Source organism: Amycolatopsis sp. NBRC 101858 (assembly GCF_030269325.1).
Taxonomy (GTDB): domain Bacteria; phylum Actinomycetota; class Actinomycetes; order Mycobacteriales; family Pseudonocardiaceae; genus Amycolatopsis; species Amycolatopsis ponsaeliensis.
This window is the reverse complement of sequence record NZ_BSTD01000008.1, coordinates 90,608-107,005: the sequence shown is the minus strand read 5'-3', so window position 1 is coordinate 107,005 and position 16,398 is coordinate 90,608. Positions and strand designations below refer to the sequence as shown.

Below are 16,398 nucleotides of genomic sequence, written 5' to 3'. Positions count from 1 at the left end.
AACTTAACGCCGTGCGGGCCGGGGCGCGGCGTGATTTCGGGACGTCTTGAGGTGGAGTAACTCCAGATCAGGCCAGCACCACGCGCGCCAGTTCGGCCGGGGCGGCCAGCAGGCCGTGCTTCGGGAGCACCCGGACCGTGTAGCCGATCGATCCCGGCCTCGGCAGCTTCAACCGGGCCGCGAACGCTCCGATGCCGTCCGCCGTCATCGGGACCGTGACCGCGTCGCGGAGCTCGTCGTCGTCCGCCACCTGGCCGACCACCGCCTGGATGTCCACTTCGGACGGATCGAGGCCGGCCAGGTCGATGCGGGCCCGGATCGTCACCTCCGTGCCGACCACCAGGGGCTCGGTCGCCGCCACCAGCAGCTCCGAGTCGAAGATCCGCAGCCGCGGCCACGACACCTCGAGCTTGGTGCGGTAGTCCGCCAGCGACAGCGCGCCGCGGTAGCCGTCACCCGTGGCCGCCGCGACCATGCGGGACGCCGGCAAATAACCGTTGTCGACGTACTCGCGGACCATCCGGGACGCCTGCACCCGCGGGCCGAGCGTCTCCAGCGTGTGCCACACCATCGACAGCCAGCCGGTCGGCACGCCGTCCGGAGAACGGTCGTAGAACAGCGGCGAGATCTGCTGGCCGAGCAGCTCGTACAGCGCCGCCGCCTCGAGGTCGTCGCGGCGCAGGGGGTCGGTGACGCCGTCCGCGGTCGGGATCGCCCAGCCGTTGCTGCCGTCGTAGCACTCGTCCCACCAGCCGTCGCGGATCGACAGGTTGAGCCCGCCGTTCAACGCGGACTTCATCCCCGACGTCCCGCACGCCTCCAGCGGCCGCACCGGGTTGTTCAGCCAGACGTCGCAGCCGCGGTAGAGGTAGCGGGCCATCGACATGCCGTAGTCCGGCAGGAAGACGATCCGGTGCCGCACGTCCGCGCCGTCGACGAACCGGACGATCTGCTGGATCAGCTGCTTGCCGTTCTCGTCGGCCGGGTGCGACTTCCCGGCGACGACGACCTGGATCGGCCGCTGCTCGTCCAGCAGCAGCGTGCGCAGCCGGTCGGGGTCGCGCAGCATCAGCGTCAGCCGCTTGTACGTCGGGACGCGGCGGGCGAACCCGACGGTCAGCACGTCCGGGTCGAACACCGAGTCCACCCAGCCCAGCTCCAGCGGGGACGCGCCACGCTGCAGCCACGCCGCCCGAACCCGGCGGCGTACCTCGTGCACCAGCTTCTCGCGCAGCTCCCGCCGCAGGCCCCACAGCTGGGCGTCCGAAACGCCGTCGCGCAGCGGTCCCTCACCGACGTCGAGGCCCCATTCGCGGCCGAGCAGCGTGCTCAGCTCGCGCGCCACCCACGTCGGGCCGTGGACGCCGTTGGTCACCGACGAGATCGGCACCTCGTCGTGGTCGAACCCGGGCCACAGCCGCGAGAACATCTTGCGCGTCACGCGGCCGTGCAGCTGGGAGACGCCGTTCGCGCGCTGCGCCAGCCGCAGGCCCATGTGCGCCATGTTGAACAGGCCGGGGTTGTCCTCGGCGCCGAGCGCGAGCACGCGCCGCGGGTCGATGTCGGGCACCAGCCTGCCGTCGGCGAAGTAGCGCTGCACCAGGTCCACCGGGAACCGGTCGATGCCCGCGCTGACCGGGGTGTGCGTGGTGAACAGCGTGCCGGCCCGGACCGCGGGCATGGCCTCGTCGAACGCGAGGCCGTCCGCCTGCACGATCTCGCGGGCGCGTTCCAGCCCGAGGAAGCCCGCGTGTCCCTCGTTCGTGTGAAACACCATCGGCTGCGGGTGGCCGGTGATCTCGCAGTACTTCCGGACCGCGCGGAACCCGCCGATGCCGGCCAGAATCTCCTGCCGCAGCCGGTGGTCGGCGTCGCCGCCGTAGAGCCGGTCGGTGACGCCGCGCAGGTCGTCGTCGTTGGCCTCGGTGTCGGTGTCGAGCAGCAGCAGCGGCACCCGCCCGACCCGGGCCTGCCAGATCTGCGCGCACAGCTCGCGCCCGCCCGGCATCGCGACGCCGATGAGCACCGGGCGCCCGCCGACGGTCAGCAGTTCGAGCGGGAACGCGTTCGGGTCGATCACCGGGTAGTGCTCGACCTGCCAGCCGTCGAGCGAAAGCGACTGCCGGAAGTAGCCGTTGCGGTAGAGCAGCCCGACGCCGACCATCGGCACGCCCAGGTCGGACGCGGCCTTGAGGTGGTCGCCGGCCAGCACGCCGAGGCCGCCGGAGTAGTTCGGCAGCGCTTCGGTGACGCCGAACTCCATGGAGAAGTAGGCGACCGCCGGCGGCAGTTCGGAGTCGTCACGCTGCTGGTACCAGCGCGGCTCGGACAGGTAGGTCTCCAGGTCGGCGGCCGCGTCCCGGGCGCGGGCGAGGAAGTCGTCGTCGACGGCGAGCTCGTCGAGGCGCGACGGCGGCAGCGCGGTGAGCATCCGCAGCGGGTCGCGCACGGCGTTGAACAGCTCGGCGTCCATCGACGCGAACAGGTCGCGCGTCGGCGGGTGCCACGTCCAGCGCAGGTTGGTGGCCAGCGCGCCCAGGCCGGACAGCGACTCCGGGAGACTGGCGCGGACGGTGAACCGGCGGACTGCACGCATGGGAAGCGACGATATCGGGCCGAGGGCGACGATGCGCAGGGAGTAGTTCGGGGATAACGCGCACGCGTCCCGTAAGCCCTGGGTATGGTCCTGCCCGTCGGGTACCGGGGCACGAGAGCGAGTGAACAGATGATCCCAGGGGGAGGACGGCGCGCGCTGGTGGCGCTGCTCGCCGTCGCGGCGGTGGCCGTGAGCGGGTGCACCAGCAAGGGCGGCGCGAGCGGGGACCCGGCCAAGGACACCGGCGCCGGATCCGTCGCCGGGCTGCCGGTGACGCACTTCGAGAGCGGCCTCAAGCCGGACGCGCCCACGCCCACCATCGACGTCAAGAACGCCGACGGCGGTGAAGACGACAAGCTCGCCACCGCCGCGATCGACGACGTCCAGACGTACTGGAACGAGCGGCTGCCCGCCGACTTCGGGGAGCAGTTCGAGCCGGTGAAGTCGCTGCTGTCCTACGACTCGCAGACCGACACCGAGAAGACCGGCTGCGGCAGCGTCAAGAAGCTCGTGAACGCGTTCTACTGCTCGGTCGACGACTCGGTGGCGTGGGACCGCGGGGTGCTGCTGCCGATGCTGCGCCAGCGGTTCGGGCCGATGTCCGTGGTCGTCGTGCTGGCGCACGAGTTCGGCCACGCCGTCCAGTACCGGCTCGGCGACAAGGCCAACATGACCAAGAGCACCCCGACCGTCGTGAAGGAGCAGCAGGCCGACTGCTTCGCCGGCGGCTACTTCCGCTGGGTCGCCGAGGACAAGAGCAAGTACTACCGGGTGTCGACGTCCGAGGGCCTGAACCAGGTCATGGCGGCGATGTTCCTGATCCGCGACCAGGCGGGCACCAGCGGTGCCGACCGCGGCGCGCACGGCACGGCGTTCGACCGCACCTTCGCGTTCCAGACCGGGTTCGAGAAGGGCCCGAAGGAGTGCGCGGCGATGAACACCGAGAACGTCAAGGCCCGCCTCACCGAGCGCCCGTTCGACCCGGGCGACAAGGGCAAGGGCGACGCGAAGTTCAACGAACAGGCCGTCGAGCTGCTGAAGAAGAGCCTCGACGAGGCATTCAAGGGCGCCGGGGTGACCGCGCCGGAGATCGCCGACGGCGGCAGCTGCCAGACCACGCCGCCGGCGTCGTACTGCCCCGACAACAACACGGTGGCCATCGACCTCGCGAAGCTCTCGCAGCTGGCCCAGCCGATCGACCGCGAGGCCGAGATGAAGGGCGAAGACCCCGGCGGCATGGGTGACTTCGCGGCGTTCTCGGAGGTCGCTTCGCGGTACGCGCTGGGTATCCAGAAGGGCGTCGGCGCGTCGATCGACAACGCGAACGCGGGGCTGCGCACGGCGTGCCTGGTGGGCGCGTGGGCGGCGTTCACGAACCGGCCGGGCGACCTGCGGCTCTCGGCGGGTGACCTCGACGAGGCGATCGCGGACCTGCTGCAGCCGGAGAGCCTGATCTCGGCCGACGTCAACGGGAAGCGCCCGGACAGCGGTTTCGACCGGGTCGAGTCCCTGCGGCGCGGCTACCTCGAAGGCTCGTCCGTGTGCTCGAAGCAGTACGCCTGACCTGACCGCGAAAAAGGGCCCCCACCGCGGTGGGGGCCCTTTTTCGTCGAGCTCAGAACAGGGCGGAAGCCAGGTCGCGGCGGGCCTTCATGACGCGGTCGTCGGCCGGGTCGAAGAGGTCGAACAGCGCCACCAGGTGCTCGCGGACCTTGTTGCGGTCGTCGCCCGCCGTGCGGCGGACCGTGTCGATCAGGCGCTTGAAGCCCGCCTCCACGTTGTTCTCCGCGATCTCCAGGTCGGCCGCGTCGAGCTGGGCCGCCAGGTCGGACGGGTCGGCGTCGGCCTTCGCGCGCGCCTCCGGGTCGGCGCTCTCCGCGCGAGCGGTGAACTTGACCTGGGCCAGGGCGTTCTTCGCCAGCTCGTTGGCCGGCTCGACGTCGAGAATGCGCTCGTACGCGGCCTGCGCGGCGGCGAAGTCGCCCCGCTCGAAGGCCTCTTCCGCCTCGGTGAAGCGCGGGTCCTCGGGCTCCTCGACCGGGCCGGCGCCGTTGGCCTCGGCCTCGCGGATCGCCGGGAGCTTGTCGCGCAGGGCGTCGAGCAGCGCGTTGATCCACTTGCGGATTTCGGGCTCGGGCAGCGCGCCGGAGAAGGCGTCGACCGGCTGGCCGCCGCCGATGGCGACGATCGTCGGGATGGACTGCGCGCCGAACAGCTGCGCGATGCGCGGGTTCGCGTCGACGTCGACCTTCGCGACGACCCAGGCGCCGCCGGACTCGGCGGCCATCCGCTCCAGCACCGGGGACAGCTGCTTGCACGGGCCGCACCACTCGGCCCACAGATCGACGATCACCAGCTGGTGCAGGGACCGCTCCACGACCTCGGCCTGGAAGGTGGCCTCGGTGACATCGATCACGGCCTCGGACGAACCCGGGGCGGGCGGCGGCGGCGCGTCGCCACCGGCCGGGCCGGCCGCCGGGGCCGGCTGCCTCTGCGCCGATTCGGCGCGGGCCTTGAGCGCGGACAGGTCGACCGCGCCGGAAAGGGCGGCGGACAGGGCCGCTGACTTCGCTGCAGATCCGCGTGGTTGTGTCACGTCTCCATCCTGGCACGCGTGCCGGAGGAGTTTCACGGGGTGCCCGGCCGGTCCGATTGGCAGGACGGCGCCGTGTGGGGCAGGCTCGGCCGGTGCACATCCGGCGTGACGTGAAGGTGGGCCTGTCGATCGCGGCCGCCGTCGCCTGGATCGGCGCGGTGACGCTGCTCATCGTGCACGAACCGGACCCGGGGGCCGCTTCGCCCGCCGAGCTGCGCGACCGGCTCGTGGCGGCACTGTCCGGTCACGACGCCGACGCTTTCGCCGGCCTGCTCGACTACCCGGGATCCGGCGGAGGCGACTTCGCGAAGGACTACGTCACGGTGCTGGCCGACCGCGGCGTCCACGACGTGCGGGTGGAGCTGGGCCCGGACGCGGCGGCCCCGGCCCGCGCGACGGTCACCGGCGCCCTCGGCGACGGCAAGCCGTTCAGCTACCCGCTGACGGTGACGACCGAAGACGGCCGCTGGACGGTCGCCTTCACCCCGCCCCTCCCCTAGTCACTCCTCGCGCAGGTGGGCTTCGATGCGGTCCACCTTGGCCTCGAGCTGGCCTTCGAAGCCGGGGCGGATGTCGGCCTTCAGGACCAGCCCGACCCGCGCCGAGCCCTCCCCCGCGGCCTCGACCGCCCGCTTCACGACGTCCATCACTTCGTCCCACTCGCCCTCGATGTTGGTGAACATCGCGTTGGTCGAGTTGGGCAGCCCGGACTCGCGGACGACCTTCACCGCGCGGGCGACGGCCTCGCTCACCCCGCCGTCCGGCTCGCCTCCGGACGGGCTGACACTGAACGCGACGATCATGTCGGAAGTCCCTTCTTCGGTGTTCTTTCCGCCGGTCGTGCGACACCCGCCGGTACCCGCTGGTAACTTCGCGTGTCATGAACCGTCCGCTGCCGTTCGACCCGATCGCCCGCGCGGCACAGCTCTGGGAGGCCCGGATCGGGCCCTCCGGCACCATGGCCGCGGTCACCGGCGTGATGCGGGTCCAGCAGATCATCCAGTCCGCGGTGGACGGCGCGCTCAAGCCGCACGGCCTGACCTTCGCCCGGTACGAAGCACTGGTGCTGCTCACCTTCGCCCGCAGCGCCAGCCTGCCGATGCGGGTGATGGGCGAGCGGCTCCAGCTGCACCCCACCAGTGTCACCAACATAGTCGACCGGCTGGAGCGCGACGGGCTCGTGAAGCGCGTCCCGCACCCGACCGACCGGCGCACGACGCTCGTCGAGATCACCGACGAAGGCCGCAAGCGCCGCGAGTCCGCGACCGTTGCCGTCAACGACATCGGCTTCGGGCTGACCGGGCTCACCGACCGGCAGACCGAGCAGCTCACGGACCTGCTGACGAAGGTGCGGCGCGCGGCCGGCGACTTCACCGAATAGCACTCCGGACAGCAGAAAGGCCCGCACCGGAGTGCGGGCCTTTCTCACATTCCGGGAATCAGACGGCGACGGGTTCCTGGACCTGGAACAGGCCGACACCGCCGTGGGACAGCCGCTGCGGGCCGTCGAGCTTGCCGTTGCGCAGCGCCCACTTCTCGAACAGCCACGTGAACAGCGGCGGGATGCTCGCGAGCAGGGCGAGGACCAGCGTCTTCGGGCGCCAGCCGAGCGGCTTCACCACGGACAGGGAGACGACCACGTAGAGGACGAAGATCACGCCGTGCACCATGCCGATGACGGGCACGCCGCCCTCACCGGAGGAGTGCACGACGTACTTGAGGAACATCCCGACAAGCAGCGCCGCCCAAGACAGGGCTTCGGCAACTGCGGCCACGCGGAAAACTAGAGCGGCCTTGCTGGACACTTCTTCCTCCTGTGGGGTCTCACCACTTTGGTCGTGACATGAGAAAACGTCCGACGCACCGTCCAAGGCGGACTGCCTGTGGACGTCAACGGCGCTGTCGGACGTGCTGATACCAGTGTGAGGCGTGACGGCCCTCACGGGAACACCGGGGCCCGTGACGATGCTCACGACCGTGGTCCATTGTGGTCTGGACCACGGCCGTGAGCGTCCGGCGGCTACCCCGAGCAGGGCGAAACCGGTGCGGAGGACGGCGAGGTCCCCCACGTGGCCGCCGCGGCGTCGGCGGTCAGGCGGAAGTCGAGCGTCGTGCCACGCTTCAGCTGGTCCACATTGACGTACACGCGATCACTCGGCTTCGAGCCGACCTTCAGGCCCGAGACGTACTGCAGCTTCGAGCCGTCCGCAGCCGGCGCCTGGATCGTGATGTCCCGCCCGTTCTCCAGGTGCAGCACGGACTTCGCGAACCGCGGCGCGTTCAGCACGAAGTTCCCAGTCCCTGGGACGGCGGGGTAGAGACCCAGCGCGCTGAAGACGTACCAGGCCGACATCGTGCCGAGGTCGTCGTTCCCGGTGACGCCGTTGGGCGCGTTGGTGAACAGCGTGTGCGCCGCCCGCACGACCGTCGACGTCTTCGCCGGCCGGCCGGTGAGCGCGTACATCCACGGCGAGTGCAGGTCCGGCTCGTTGTTCGGGTTGTAGCGGAACTGGTCGTAGTAGTCGTACGGGCCGACGACCCAGTTTTCGCGGACCGCGGTCGCGGGGTTCTTCACCAGTTCGTCGTAGGCGAAGAAGTCGTCGAGCCGCTTGCCGGTGGCCGCCGGGCCGCCCATCCGCTGCTCCAGGCCGGGGACGTCCTGCTGGACGAGCCACTGGTACTGCCAGGCCGTGCCCTCGTGGAAGCCGTCCTGGCTCTGCGGGCTGTACGGCTTGTCGGCGGGGCTGAACCAGTCGCCGCCCGCGACCTTCGGCCGGAAGAAGCCGGTGAAGCCGCGATCGGTCTGCGTTTCGTCCCACAGCGTCCGGTAGGTCCGGCCCTTCGCGGCCAGCGCGGCCGCGTCGTCCTTCTTGCCGAGCCCCGCGGCCATGACCGACAGCGAACAGTCACCGAGCGCGTACTCCAGGGTGGCCGAAGCGCCGTGGTTCGGGTCGGTGTCCTGGCCCTTCTTCGGGAAGTCCGGGTCGTACTGGACGAAGCCGTCCTGCTGGTAGCTCGCGTTGCCCGAGCGCCCCTGGAACGGCGACGACGCGGGCGGGATCTGCGTCGAGTTCTGCAGCAACGCCTGGTAAGCGCGCATCTCGTTGCCCGACAGCGCACCGAACCGCCAAAGGTCCACGAGGAACGGCGTGACCGGGTCGCCGGTCATCGTGTTCGTCTCCTGGCTCGCGTACGCCCACCGCGGCAGCCAGCCGCCCTGGTCGTGGATGGCGAGGATGCTCTTCGCGATGTCCTTCGCGCGGTCCGGCTTCAGCAGCGCGAGGAGCTGGTTCTGCGAGCGGTAGGTGTCCCACAGCGAGAAGAAGTCGTAGTAGGTCCAGCCGACCGCGCGGTGGATCTTCTTGTCGAAGCCGTAGTAGCGGCCGTCGGCGTCGTTCGCGGTCAGCGGCTGCAGGAGCGCGTGGTAGAGCGAGGTGTAGAACACGGTCCGGTCGTCGGTCGAGCCGCCCTTGATGTCCACACTGGACAATTCCGTGCGCCAGGTGCGCTGGACGTCGGCCTTCGCCGCGTCGAACGACCGGATGCGCTCGGCGGCCAGGTTGGCCCGCGCGCCCTGCGCGTCCACCTGGGAGATCGCGGTGGTGGCGGTGACCTGGCCGCCGCCGGCGAAGGTCAGCCACGCGCCACGCAGGCCCGCGCCGCCGCTCGACTCGCGGCTGCCCGGGGTGCCACCGGTCGGCGACCACGTGCCCGAGGACTTGAACGGCTTGTCGAACTTCGTCGTGAAGTAGGTCGTGTAGGCCTTGCCGCCGCAGAAGGCCTGCGACTCCACGGTTCCTTCGACGGTCCGGTCGTCGACGACGCGGATGCTGCTGCCCGTCACCGGTTCCTTGTCGTTGGCCTGCCCGACGTTGACGAAGACGTTGGCGTCACCGGACTGCGCGAACGTGTACCGCTCGGCACCCGCCCGCGTGGCCGCGGTCGTCTCGACGTCGACGCCGCCGTAGCCGGTCAGGTGGACCTTGTAGTAGCCGGGCTTGCCGACCTCTCCGTCGTGGGTGAAGGGCGCCGCGTACAGCTTCTGGTCGAAAGTGGACGCCTTGGTCGTGTCGAAGGCCTTGCCGGGGCCCACTTCCCCGGTCGTCGGCAGCGTCGAGACGAGGCCGCCCTGCTCCCAGCAGCCCGCGCCGGACAGGAAGAAGTGCCCGAAGCCGCGGATCGCGGTGTCGGTGTAGCGGTAGCCGGCGTAGTGCGAGGTGATCGGGCTGACCTGCGTCATCCCAAACGGCGCCGATGCGCCGGGGAACGTGTTGCCCTCGTCCTGCGTGCCGATGAACGTGTTGACGGCATCGAGGGCGTCCCCACCGGACGCTTCAGCGGCAACGGGACTCACCCCCGTCGCCACCACGGCGAGCGTCAACGCGCCCGCCAGGACCTTGCTCTTCACTGAGCTCCTCCTGCCAACGATGTCATCCCTCGACACCTTCGGCAACGCCCGACGAACCGGTCAAGAGGGCGGTGAATACCTGTCTCGTTCCGGACAGCGGGTCACAGGGCGAACGCCGCCACCCGGACCGTCCCCGTGGCGCCGGTCCGGCGGGCTTCGACCGTCAGCTCGGCCACGGCCGCGTTCGCGGTGACGGCGACTTCGTGGCGACCCGCCTCGCCGGTGAAGACCGGTTCGCCGTCCACCAGCACCCGTACCTCGCCCGCGTCGTCCGCCACGGCGTCGAGGACGACCAGGACGTCGCCGGGCCGGGTGAGCAACCGGACCAGCGGCGTCCACTCGGCGGAGGTCGTGCTTGGCCACTCTTCAGGGCGCGCGGGCTGGAACGCGGTCACCGTCGAAGCGCGTGCGGCGAATCCCGCGGTGCGGCGGGTGCTTTCGAGTACACGCAGGCGCCGCTGGATCTCGCGGAGCACCGAAACCAGCGTGTCCGGCTGGTTGACGCGGCTCACGAGGGCTCCAGCAGGGGTGCGACGGTGAGGACGACCTCCTCCTGCCCGGCGTCGTCGCCGGGGGTGACCGCCAGGCCGAGCAGCCGGACGGTCACGTCGAGCTGGTCGCCGGCGAAGAACGGGTCGTCGACGACCACCCGGACGTCGTCGCCGACCGAGTACGAGCCCACCACCGGATCGAGGTCGGCGCGCACGGTCAGCTCGGGCAGCACGACGGGCCGCCGCCGCGTGGCGAGCTCGCCCGCGACGTGCGCGGCCAGCATCGCCGGGTCCGCGGTGTCGATCGGGGACGCGGCCGCCTCCAGCAGCGGCCAGCCGGCGTCGTGCGCGGTCGGGTCGGCCCGCACGACAACGCCGCCGGCACCGGTCCCCAGCACGCGAGTGGCCATGTTCGCCGCGTCGCTCGGCCAGACGAAGTCGACGAGGTTCGCGCCGTACTCCCAGACGTAGGCGTCCGCGCCGGCCGCGGACCCGAGCCGCGGGTGGCCCAGGTTCAGCAGGCGTTCGGGCACGCCGTTGCCGTCGTAGCGGACGTCGAAGGCGAAGTCGAGGCCGTCGTCGGTGCCGGCCAGGTCGCGCAGGACCTCACCGGCCACCTTGAGATCGGCGGCCGCGTAGGTCAGGGCGCGGGACACCCCGGAAGACGCGGGACCGGTGACCCGAACGGCGACGTCACCGTCCACAGGGGACTGCACGAGGGCGACGAGCTGCCGGACGACGTCGAGCTGGTCCCCGGTGAGGGGGACGGGTTTCGCCGGATCGACGGGATCGAGCACCAGCCGGTGGTCGAAGTAGGAAAGGAAGTCGGCGGCGCCGAGCTCCAGCACGCCGCCGGCCGCGCTGTAGCGGCTCGTCCAGACGACGCCACCCCACAGCAGCTCACCATCCCGATCGACGTAGACGGCACAGCGCCCGGGTTCGGCGAGCACCCGCGGCTCGCGGATCCGGATCTCGGGATCGTCGACGCGCAGCCGGCCGCGGAAGGTGCCGGCGTCGTTGAGCTTCTTGTCGAAGGAGACGCCGGAGAGGGGCAGCTCGTCGAGGATGGTCCCGGTCCGCAGATCGGCGATGAGGTAGGTGTAGGTCGTGCCCATCTTCCCCGCCTAGTAGGTGGCGAAGGTCAGGCCGTCCAGCGAGATCCAGGCGGGATTGCCCTTGGTCGCCTTGATCGCGCCGGTCGGCAGGACGTTGACCAGGCCGTGTGCGTCGGGACTCGTGCTGGACCCGAGCAGCCACTGCACCGGAGGCTTGCAGTTGTTCGGGAGCGTGAAGATCGTCTCGCCGATCGTGCCGTTGCAGACGACACCGCGCAGTCGCACCCAGCCGTCGTCCATGAGGGTGTACGCGGGAGTGTTGTAGCCGCTGACGAAATTCTTCCAGCCGCCTTCGAGGGGCGTCATGGGATGCCAGCTGTCCCCGCGGGGCGGCCGGTAGGGCACCCAGGCCGAATCCCGTTTGCACAGGAGGACCCCGGTGTCGACGCGGTACACGAGCTGGCTGCTGTGCGCGGTCGCGGCGGGCGGCAGATCGGTGTCGCCGCGCACGGGCAGGATCCCGCTCATCGCGGCGGTGAACTGCCGCCGGTCGGTGACCGTCGGTGGCGTGCCGTCTTTGGGGACCTGGACCTCGGCCAGGACCAGGCTCGGTCCCGGGTTCGGCACCGGCCGCACGGGGCTGGCCGCGCTCACCCCGGTGTAGACGTTCACCACGAAGCCGCTGCCGGCCAGCTCGGCCACCACCAGGTCCCACCGGGACAGGGACGCGTGCGCCGCGGCGAACGGCAGCTCCTTCACCGCGTCGAGGGTCACGATGTACGGGCCGTCACCCGGCTTGGCCGAGTCGCTCAGCACCGCCTGGAAAGGGTTGACCCGCAGCTTGTTCGACACGAGCGCCACCTTGCCCGGGTCTCCGGGGCTGTCACGCACACCTGGGCGCGCACGCAGTGGATCGAGCGCGTCACCGATGCCTCCCGCCTGCACCAACGCGCCGGTGATGAGCCGGGCTTCGGCGGAGTCGACGCCGTCCACCCAACCCGGGTCCCGCTCTACCATCGCCGTTCCCCCTGCTTTCTTCAGATCCACGCGTCGCGCCAGTGGGCGGTCAGCTTGCCTGTCGCGGTGTTGTCCAGAGCTTCGAACCCGATCGTCGTGCTGCCGGGCGGCAGCCCGAACCACTTCGACCGGGGGAGCAACGCGGCACGGCGGGAAGCCTCGCCCAAGAACACCGTCCGCGCGGCGGAGTCGACGGTCAGCACGTCGCCCTCGGCGAGGCTGAGCGAAAACGCCATCCGCTCGCCGGTGGAGTCGTTGCGGATCACGGGCTGGTCGCACGGCCCCGTGATCGTCCACACCGGACGCACGGTCGCGGTTCCGGAGTTCACCAGCGCGAGCACGCCTCCTTCGCCTTGGCCGAACACCAGCGGGAACCGCACGGGGAACGCCATGCCCCGAGCGGGCCGCGGCAGGCCGCAGGTTGCGTCGTGTGGGTCGCCGTAGCGGAGGGGGTCCGGGGCGGTCACCTGGATCGACCAGTCGAAGCTCACCGGGGTCGTGTCCACGATCTTGATCGCCGACGACAGCCGCACCTGGGCGGTCCGGCGTACCGTTCTCTCCGCCACGACGAGCGGGGTCAACGCGGACCCGTCCGCCAGCACCGCGGCCAAGCGGTCCTTGGCCCGCTCGCGAACCCACTCGTCCGGGGCGATCGCCGTCCCCTCCAGGGTGATCACCCGTGCCGAGCGGAACGAAGGCGCGTCGAAGCTGCCGTCGCGCTGGGGGCGGTCGGACAGCTCGAGCCGCACTCCCGGCCCGCCGGACCAGCCGTCCTCCTTGGTCACCCACCACTCGACGCCGTCGGTGTCGATCGTGTTGGCCGCCCAGCCGTCCACTTCGTACACCGGCTGCACCAGGGTCACCGCTTCGCCGCCCATGCCACCTCCCTGGCCGCGATGCGCCCGATCTCGTACTCCGACTGCCCGGCGCGCGGGTGCACGTTCACCGTGACCGCGCCGGCCGCGACGGGCACCGCGCGGGCGAGCGGGCCGGTCACCGTGGCCGCGAGGGTCGTGCGCAGGCTCGCCAGCGCGGGTGCGATGGTCGCCGACTTGGGCAGGGGCACCAGCTTCGTCATCGCCTCGGCCACGCGGTCGCGCGTCGAGTCGATGCCGGTGGTGAGCCCGGCGCCGATGTCGGTGCCGATCTGCGCCATCACCCGCGACGGCGAGCTGATGCCGAGCGCTTTCCTGATCGGGCCCGGGATCTTGTCGATCACCGAGTTCTGCAGCGTCGAGACGATGCTGCCCGCCATGTCGCGGATGCCGTGGAGGAAGCCGTCGATCAGCGACCGGCCGGTGTCGTAGAGCGTCCGGCCCAGGTTCCCGAGTGCCTTGACGAGCTGACCCGGCAGCCCCTTCACGAAGCCGACGATGCCGGACAGCGCGCCGCTCACCGCCGACTTCGCCTGGTCGAAGGCACCCTTCACGATGCCGGCCACCTTGCCGACGCCCTTGACCGTGGCGACCACGGTGTTCACCGCGCCGGTGACGACCGTCTTCACCGCGTTCCACACGGTTTCGGCCACCTTGCGGGCCGCCCCGAAGTAGGTGCTCACGTAGTCGCGGATCAGCTTGGCCGCGACCTGGACCACTTTGGACACGGCGGGCCAGACCGCGGAGATGATCTCGCGGACCTTGCCCATCGCGGCGGTCACCACCGACCGCACGGCGTTGAAGGCCGCGTTGACGATGGTCCGGAACGTGGTACTTCGCTGGTAGGCGAGGATCAGCGCCCCGACGAGCAGGGTGATGATGGTGACCACGAACCCGATCGGGTTGGCCCGGAACGCGTTCCCGAGAGCCTGTATCGCGCCCTTGAAGATGCCGGTGATGACGGCGGCGGCCTTCTGGATGTTCGAGAACGTGAACGTCGACTTGGCGAAGTCGAGCACGGCCTTCGCGCCCTGCACCGCCCCTTGGCGCACGGCGGTGAAGCCCTGGATGAGGTTCGTCTTCATCGCGGTGGCCAGGTCCCGCACCATGCCGGGCACGCCGGTGACCATCTGCTTGAGGTCACGGCCGAGTTTCGCGGCCTCCGTCGCGCTTTCGCGCAATCCGGTGCGGACGTCCCGGATCGAGGCGGGCAGCTGCTTGACCGCCGTGCTCGTCTCCTTGAGCTGCTTGGCGCTGTCGCGGATCGCGGTCGACGCCGTGTTCACCGCGTCGGCGTACCCGACGACGTCGGTGACCGCCTGGGTCACCGCCGGGTGCGTCGCCTTGAACTTCGCCGTCATCTCGGTGAGCTCTTTGTCGACGTGCGCGGCGAAGTCCTCGGAGATCTTGTTCGCCGCGTCGGCGACGGCGTTCGTCACGGACTCGCGGATGCTGGTGACCAGGGCGCTCACCTGAGCCTGCGCGTCCGCGACGATCACGGAAGTCGCTTCGGGCATCAGTCACCTCCTCGTGCGGGCGCGCCGAAGAACGCGGCGATCTCGGCCGGGGTGGCCGCGGTGTCCGGCTCCGGTTCGACCCCGGGCCGGGGCACCGGACGCGGGCGCGGCGGTGCCTCGGCCTGCTCGCCGGAGTTGGCCGTGACGAACAGCCAGTTGCCGACGGCCAGTTCGTCGACGGCGCCGGCGAGCAGGTGCTCGGTCAGGCCCCACTCGGCCGCGTCCCCGTGCAGCGCGCGCACCAGCGCGGACTCGCGGGGCAGGTGCCGGATGAGCACCCGCAGCCGCCGCGGCGACAGCAGGCCGCGGTAGTAGTCGAGCAGGTCGACCCGGTAGAACCGGAGCAGGTCGGCTTCGACGGCCTCGCCGTGCTCGCTCAGGAGCGCGTCGAGGCCGAGGATTCCCCCAGCGCCATACCGGTGTCGCGACCGTAGGCCTCCAGCAGTGCCTGGACGTCCTGGACGCTGAGCGAGTGGTCGTCCAGCCGCTTGAACTGCTCGTCGCCGAGCAGGACCTGGAGCAGACCGTCCAAATCGGACGGGTCGAGTGCGGCCAGCGCGCTCACCGCGTCCCTCGGCAGTTCGGTCGGCAGGCTGAAGGTGTCGCCGTCGAGCTCGAACTCCCAGCGCTCCCCCAGTGCTTCCAGGCGCTGGGCGCGCGCGGCGTTGACGTCGTACTTCGCCATCTGGTGCGTTCCCCCGTTACTCGGACGTCCCGGCGGCCGCGGCGGCCGCCCCGCTGATCGACCACTGCGCCAGTGTTTCCGGATCACCGCTGATCGGCGTCATCGCCGTGAACGTCACGCCGAGCTTGATCGCCGACGTCCGCGTGATCGCGGTTTCGTCGGTCTCGGTGACCACGCCGCGCGGGATGTAGAAGCGGTTCTTGACCGCGCCGTCGGTGAATTCGATGCCGAGCGCGCGCTCGTCGACCTTCGGCGCGGCCGCGATGGTGTACACGCCGCCGCTCGGCGCGGGCGAGCTGAAGAAGAACTGCAGGGTGTCGCTGTTGAGCTGCAGCAGCGAGAACTTCACCGAGAAGTCTCGATCGCTGAAGACGTACCGGATCGCGGCCACCGACTGCCACGTGTCCACGGGGTCGAGCTTGTCCTTCTTGACGAACTTCACCCCGTCCGCGGTGGTGTAGCCGAGGTCGGTCCACGGCGCGGCCCACTCCCCGGTGAAGTTCATCGGCGTGTGCGCCGGGGCCACGTAGACGGCCCCGGTTCCCGCGACCCGGATTTCGCTGGCGTTCAGTCCTGGCATCAGCAGCCCTCCCACTGCGGCGCCCGGCCCGGTCAGGCCGGTCTGGATTCGACTTGCGCGACGAACCGGTACCGCATGACGTAGCGGTTCGCGTCGGAATGCCTTCGGTCGAGCACGAAACACGGACCCTGGAGCTCGGTCACGTCGGGGAACACCGTCCCGCCGGAAACGCCCAGCAGCGGCAGCACACCCCGCACCGTCAGCGCGACCGCGTGCGCGGCGGTCTTGTCCGGACCGTAGGAGTCCAGCCGCACTTCCGCGTTGTCGAGCCGGTCGTCGTCGAGGTAGAAGCCGCCGAGCCGGGTGAGCACGACGGCGCGCTGCGTGCCGTCGAAGCCCGGCGGGACCGACGACCCCACCGGTACGCCGGACAGCTCGGGCCGCGCGCGCACGAACTCCGCGACGACCTGCTCGACGTCCGGGAATACCAGTGGTTCCTGCGAAACCGGCACGATCGACCCCCACCTCCCGCTCCCCCTGGGGTGTGCCCCAACCTAGCCCAGCGATGATCGCGGGTAAGGGGCCGAACGGGCGATGACAGTGGCCGGATCCGGCCAACCCCGCGAACGCGGAACGGC

17 protein-coding genes are annotated in these 16,398 nt (G+C 70.7%); 3 read left to right on the top strand and 14 right to left on the bottom strand.

Going from position 1 to position 16,398, the window contains the following annotated elements:
* Positions 1–67 precede the first annotated feature (67 nt).
* Positions 68–2,596 carry an alpha-glucan family phosphorylase gene (gene glgP, locus QSK39_RS47545; RefSeq protein ID WP_285484449.1) on the bottom strand — a complete coding sequence of 843 codons (2,529 nt, stop codon included), beginning with the start codon at positions 2,594–2,596 and terminating at the stop codon, positions 68–70.
* Between the two features lie 129 nt (positions 2,597–2,725).
* On the opposite strand from glgP, the gene QSK39_RS47540 reads away from it, so the two are divergent.
* Entirely contained in the window at positions 2,726–4,159 is a 1,434-nt protein-coding gene (locus tag QSK39_RS47540) for a neutral zinc metallopeptidase (protein WP_285484448.1), read from the top strand.
* Between the two features lie 52 nt (positions 4,160–4,211).
* Here the strand turns inward: QSK39_RS47540 and QSK39_RS47535 are convergent, their stop codons facing one another.
* On the bottom strand, positions 4,212–5,192 hold the full coding sequence (locus tag QSK39_RS47535; protein WP_285484447.1) for a tetratricopeptide repeat protein: 981 nt from the start codon (positions 5,190–5,192) through the stop codon (positions 4,212–4,214).
* 92 nt (positions 5,193–5,284) lie between these two features.
* Between QSK39_RS47535 and QSK39_RS47530 the strand changes: the two genes are divergently transcribed.
* Positions 5,285–5,692, top strand: a complete 408-nt coding sequence (locus tag QSK39_RS47530; protein WP_285484446.1) for a hypothetical protein — start codon at positions 5,285–5,287, stop codon at positions 5,690–5,692.
* On the opposite strand, the gene QSK39_RS47525 is transcribed toward QSK39_RS47530, so the two are convergent.
* Entirely contained in the window at positions 5,693–5,995 is a 303-nt protein-coding gene (locus QSK39_RS47525) for a thiamine-binding protein (RefSeq protein ID WP_285484445.1), read from the bottom strand.
* A gap of 77 nt (positions 5,996–6,072) precedes the next feature.
* Between QSK39_RS47525 and QSK39_RS47520 the strand changes: the two genes are divergently transcribed.
* Entirely contained in the window at positions 6,073–6,573 is a 501-nt protein-coding gene (locus tag QSK39_RS47520; protein ID WP_285484444.1) for a MarR family winged helix-turn-helix transcriptional regulator, read from the top strand.
* Positions 6,574–6,631: 58 nt separating this feature from the next.
* Here QSK39_RS47520 and QSK39_RS47515 read toward each other — a convergent pair whose 3' ends face one another.
* The 11 genes from QSK39_RS47515 to QSK39_RS47465 all read right to left on the bottom strand — a co-directional run bounded on the left by QSK39_RS47515 (position 6,632) and on the right by QSK39_RS47465 (position 16,272).
* Positions 6,632–6,997 carry a DUF3817 domain-containing protein gene (locus QSK39_RS47515; protein WP_285484443.1) on the bottom strand — a complete coding sequence of 122 codons (366 nt, stop codon included), beginning with the start codon at positions 6,995–6,997 and terminating at the stop codon, positions 6,632–6,634.
* Positions 6,998–7,212: 215 nt separating this feature from the next.
* Positions 7,213–9,600 carry a GH92 family glycosyl hydrolase gene (locus QSK39_RS47510; protein ID WP_285484442.1) on the bottom strand — a complete coding sequence of 796 codons (2,388 nt, stop codon included), beginning with the start codon at positions 9,598–9,600 and terminating at the stop codon, positions 7,213–7,215.
* Between the two features lie 101 nt (positions 9,601–9,701).
* Positions 9,702–10,112, bottom strand: a complete 411-nt coding sequence (locus QSK39_RS47505) for a hypothetical protein (RefSeq protein ID WP_285484441.1) — start codon at positions 10,110–10,112, stop codon at positions 9,702–9,704.
* A complete protein-coding gene (locus QSK39_RS47500; RefSeq protein WP_285484440.1) occupies positions 10,109–11,206 on the bottom strand; it encodes a hypothetical protein in 1,098 nt (365 codons plus the stop codon). The genes QSK39_RS47505 and QSK39_RS47500 overlap by 4 nt, the downstream gene beginning before the upstream one ends.
* 9 nt (positions 11,207–11,215) lie before the next feature.
* Positions 11,216–12,163: a hypothetical protein gene (locus QSK39_RS47495; protein ID WP_285484439.1), complete on the bottom strand. Its 948-nt coding sequence runs from the start codon at positions 12,161–12,163 to the stop codon at positions 11,216–11,218.
* Between the two features lie 20 nt (positions 12,164–12,183).
* Positions 12,184–13,041 carry a phage distal tail protein gene (locus QSK39_RS47490; protein WP_285484438.1) on the bottom strand — a complete coding sequence of 286 codons (858 nt, stop codon included), beginning with the start codon at positions 13,039–13,041 and terminating at the stop codon, positions 12,184–12,186.
* Positions 13,023–14,555, bottom strand: coding sequence for a phage tail protein (locus QSK39_RS47485; protein WP_285484437.1), 1,533 nt, complete (start codon positions 14,553–14,555; stop codon positions 13,023–13,025). The genes QSK39_RS47490 and QSK39_RS47485 overlap by 19 nt, the downstream gene beginning before the upstream one ends.
* The gene (locus QSK39_RS47480; protein ID WP_285484436.1) at positions 14,555–14,833 is read right to left on the bottom strand and encodes a hypothetical protein; all 279 of its coding nucleotides are present in this window, start codon (positions 14,831–14,833) and stop codon (positions 14,555–14,557) included. Before QSK39_RS47480 ends, QSK39_RS47485 begins: the two co-directional genes overlap by 1 nt.
* Before the next feature lie 98 nt (positions 14,834–14,931).
* Entirely contained in the window at positions 14,932–15,240 is a 309-nt protein-coding gene (locus tag QSK39_RS47475) for a hypothetical protein (RefSeq protein ID WP_284743130.1), read from the bottom strand.
* Positions 15,241–15,256: 16 nt separating this feature from the next.
* Positions 15,257–15,820, bottom strand: coding sequence for a phage tail tube protein (locus QSK39_RS47470; protein WP_285484435.1), 564 nt, complete (start codon positions 15,818–15,820; stop codon positions 15,257–15,259).
* Between the two features lie 32 nt (positions 15,821–15,852).
* Entirely contained in the window at positions 15,853–16,272 is a 420-nt protein-coding gene (locus tag QSK39_RS47465) for a hypothetical protein (RefSeq protein ID WP_285484434.1), read from the bottom strand.
* Between the last annotated feature and the right edge of the window lie 126 nt (positions 16,273–16,398).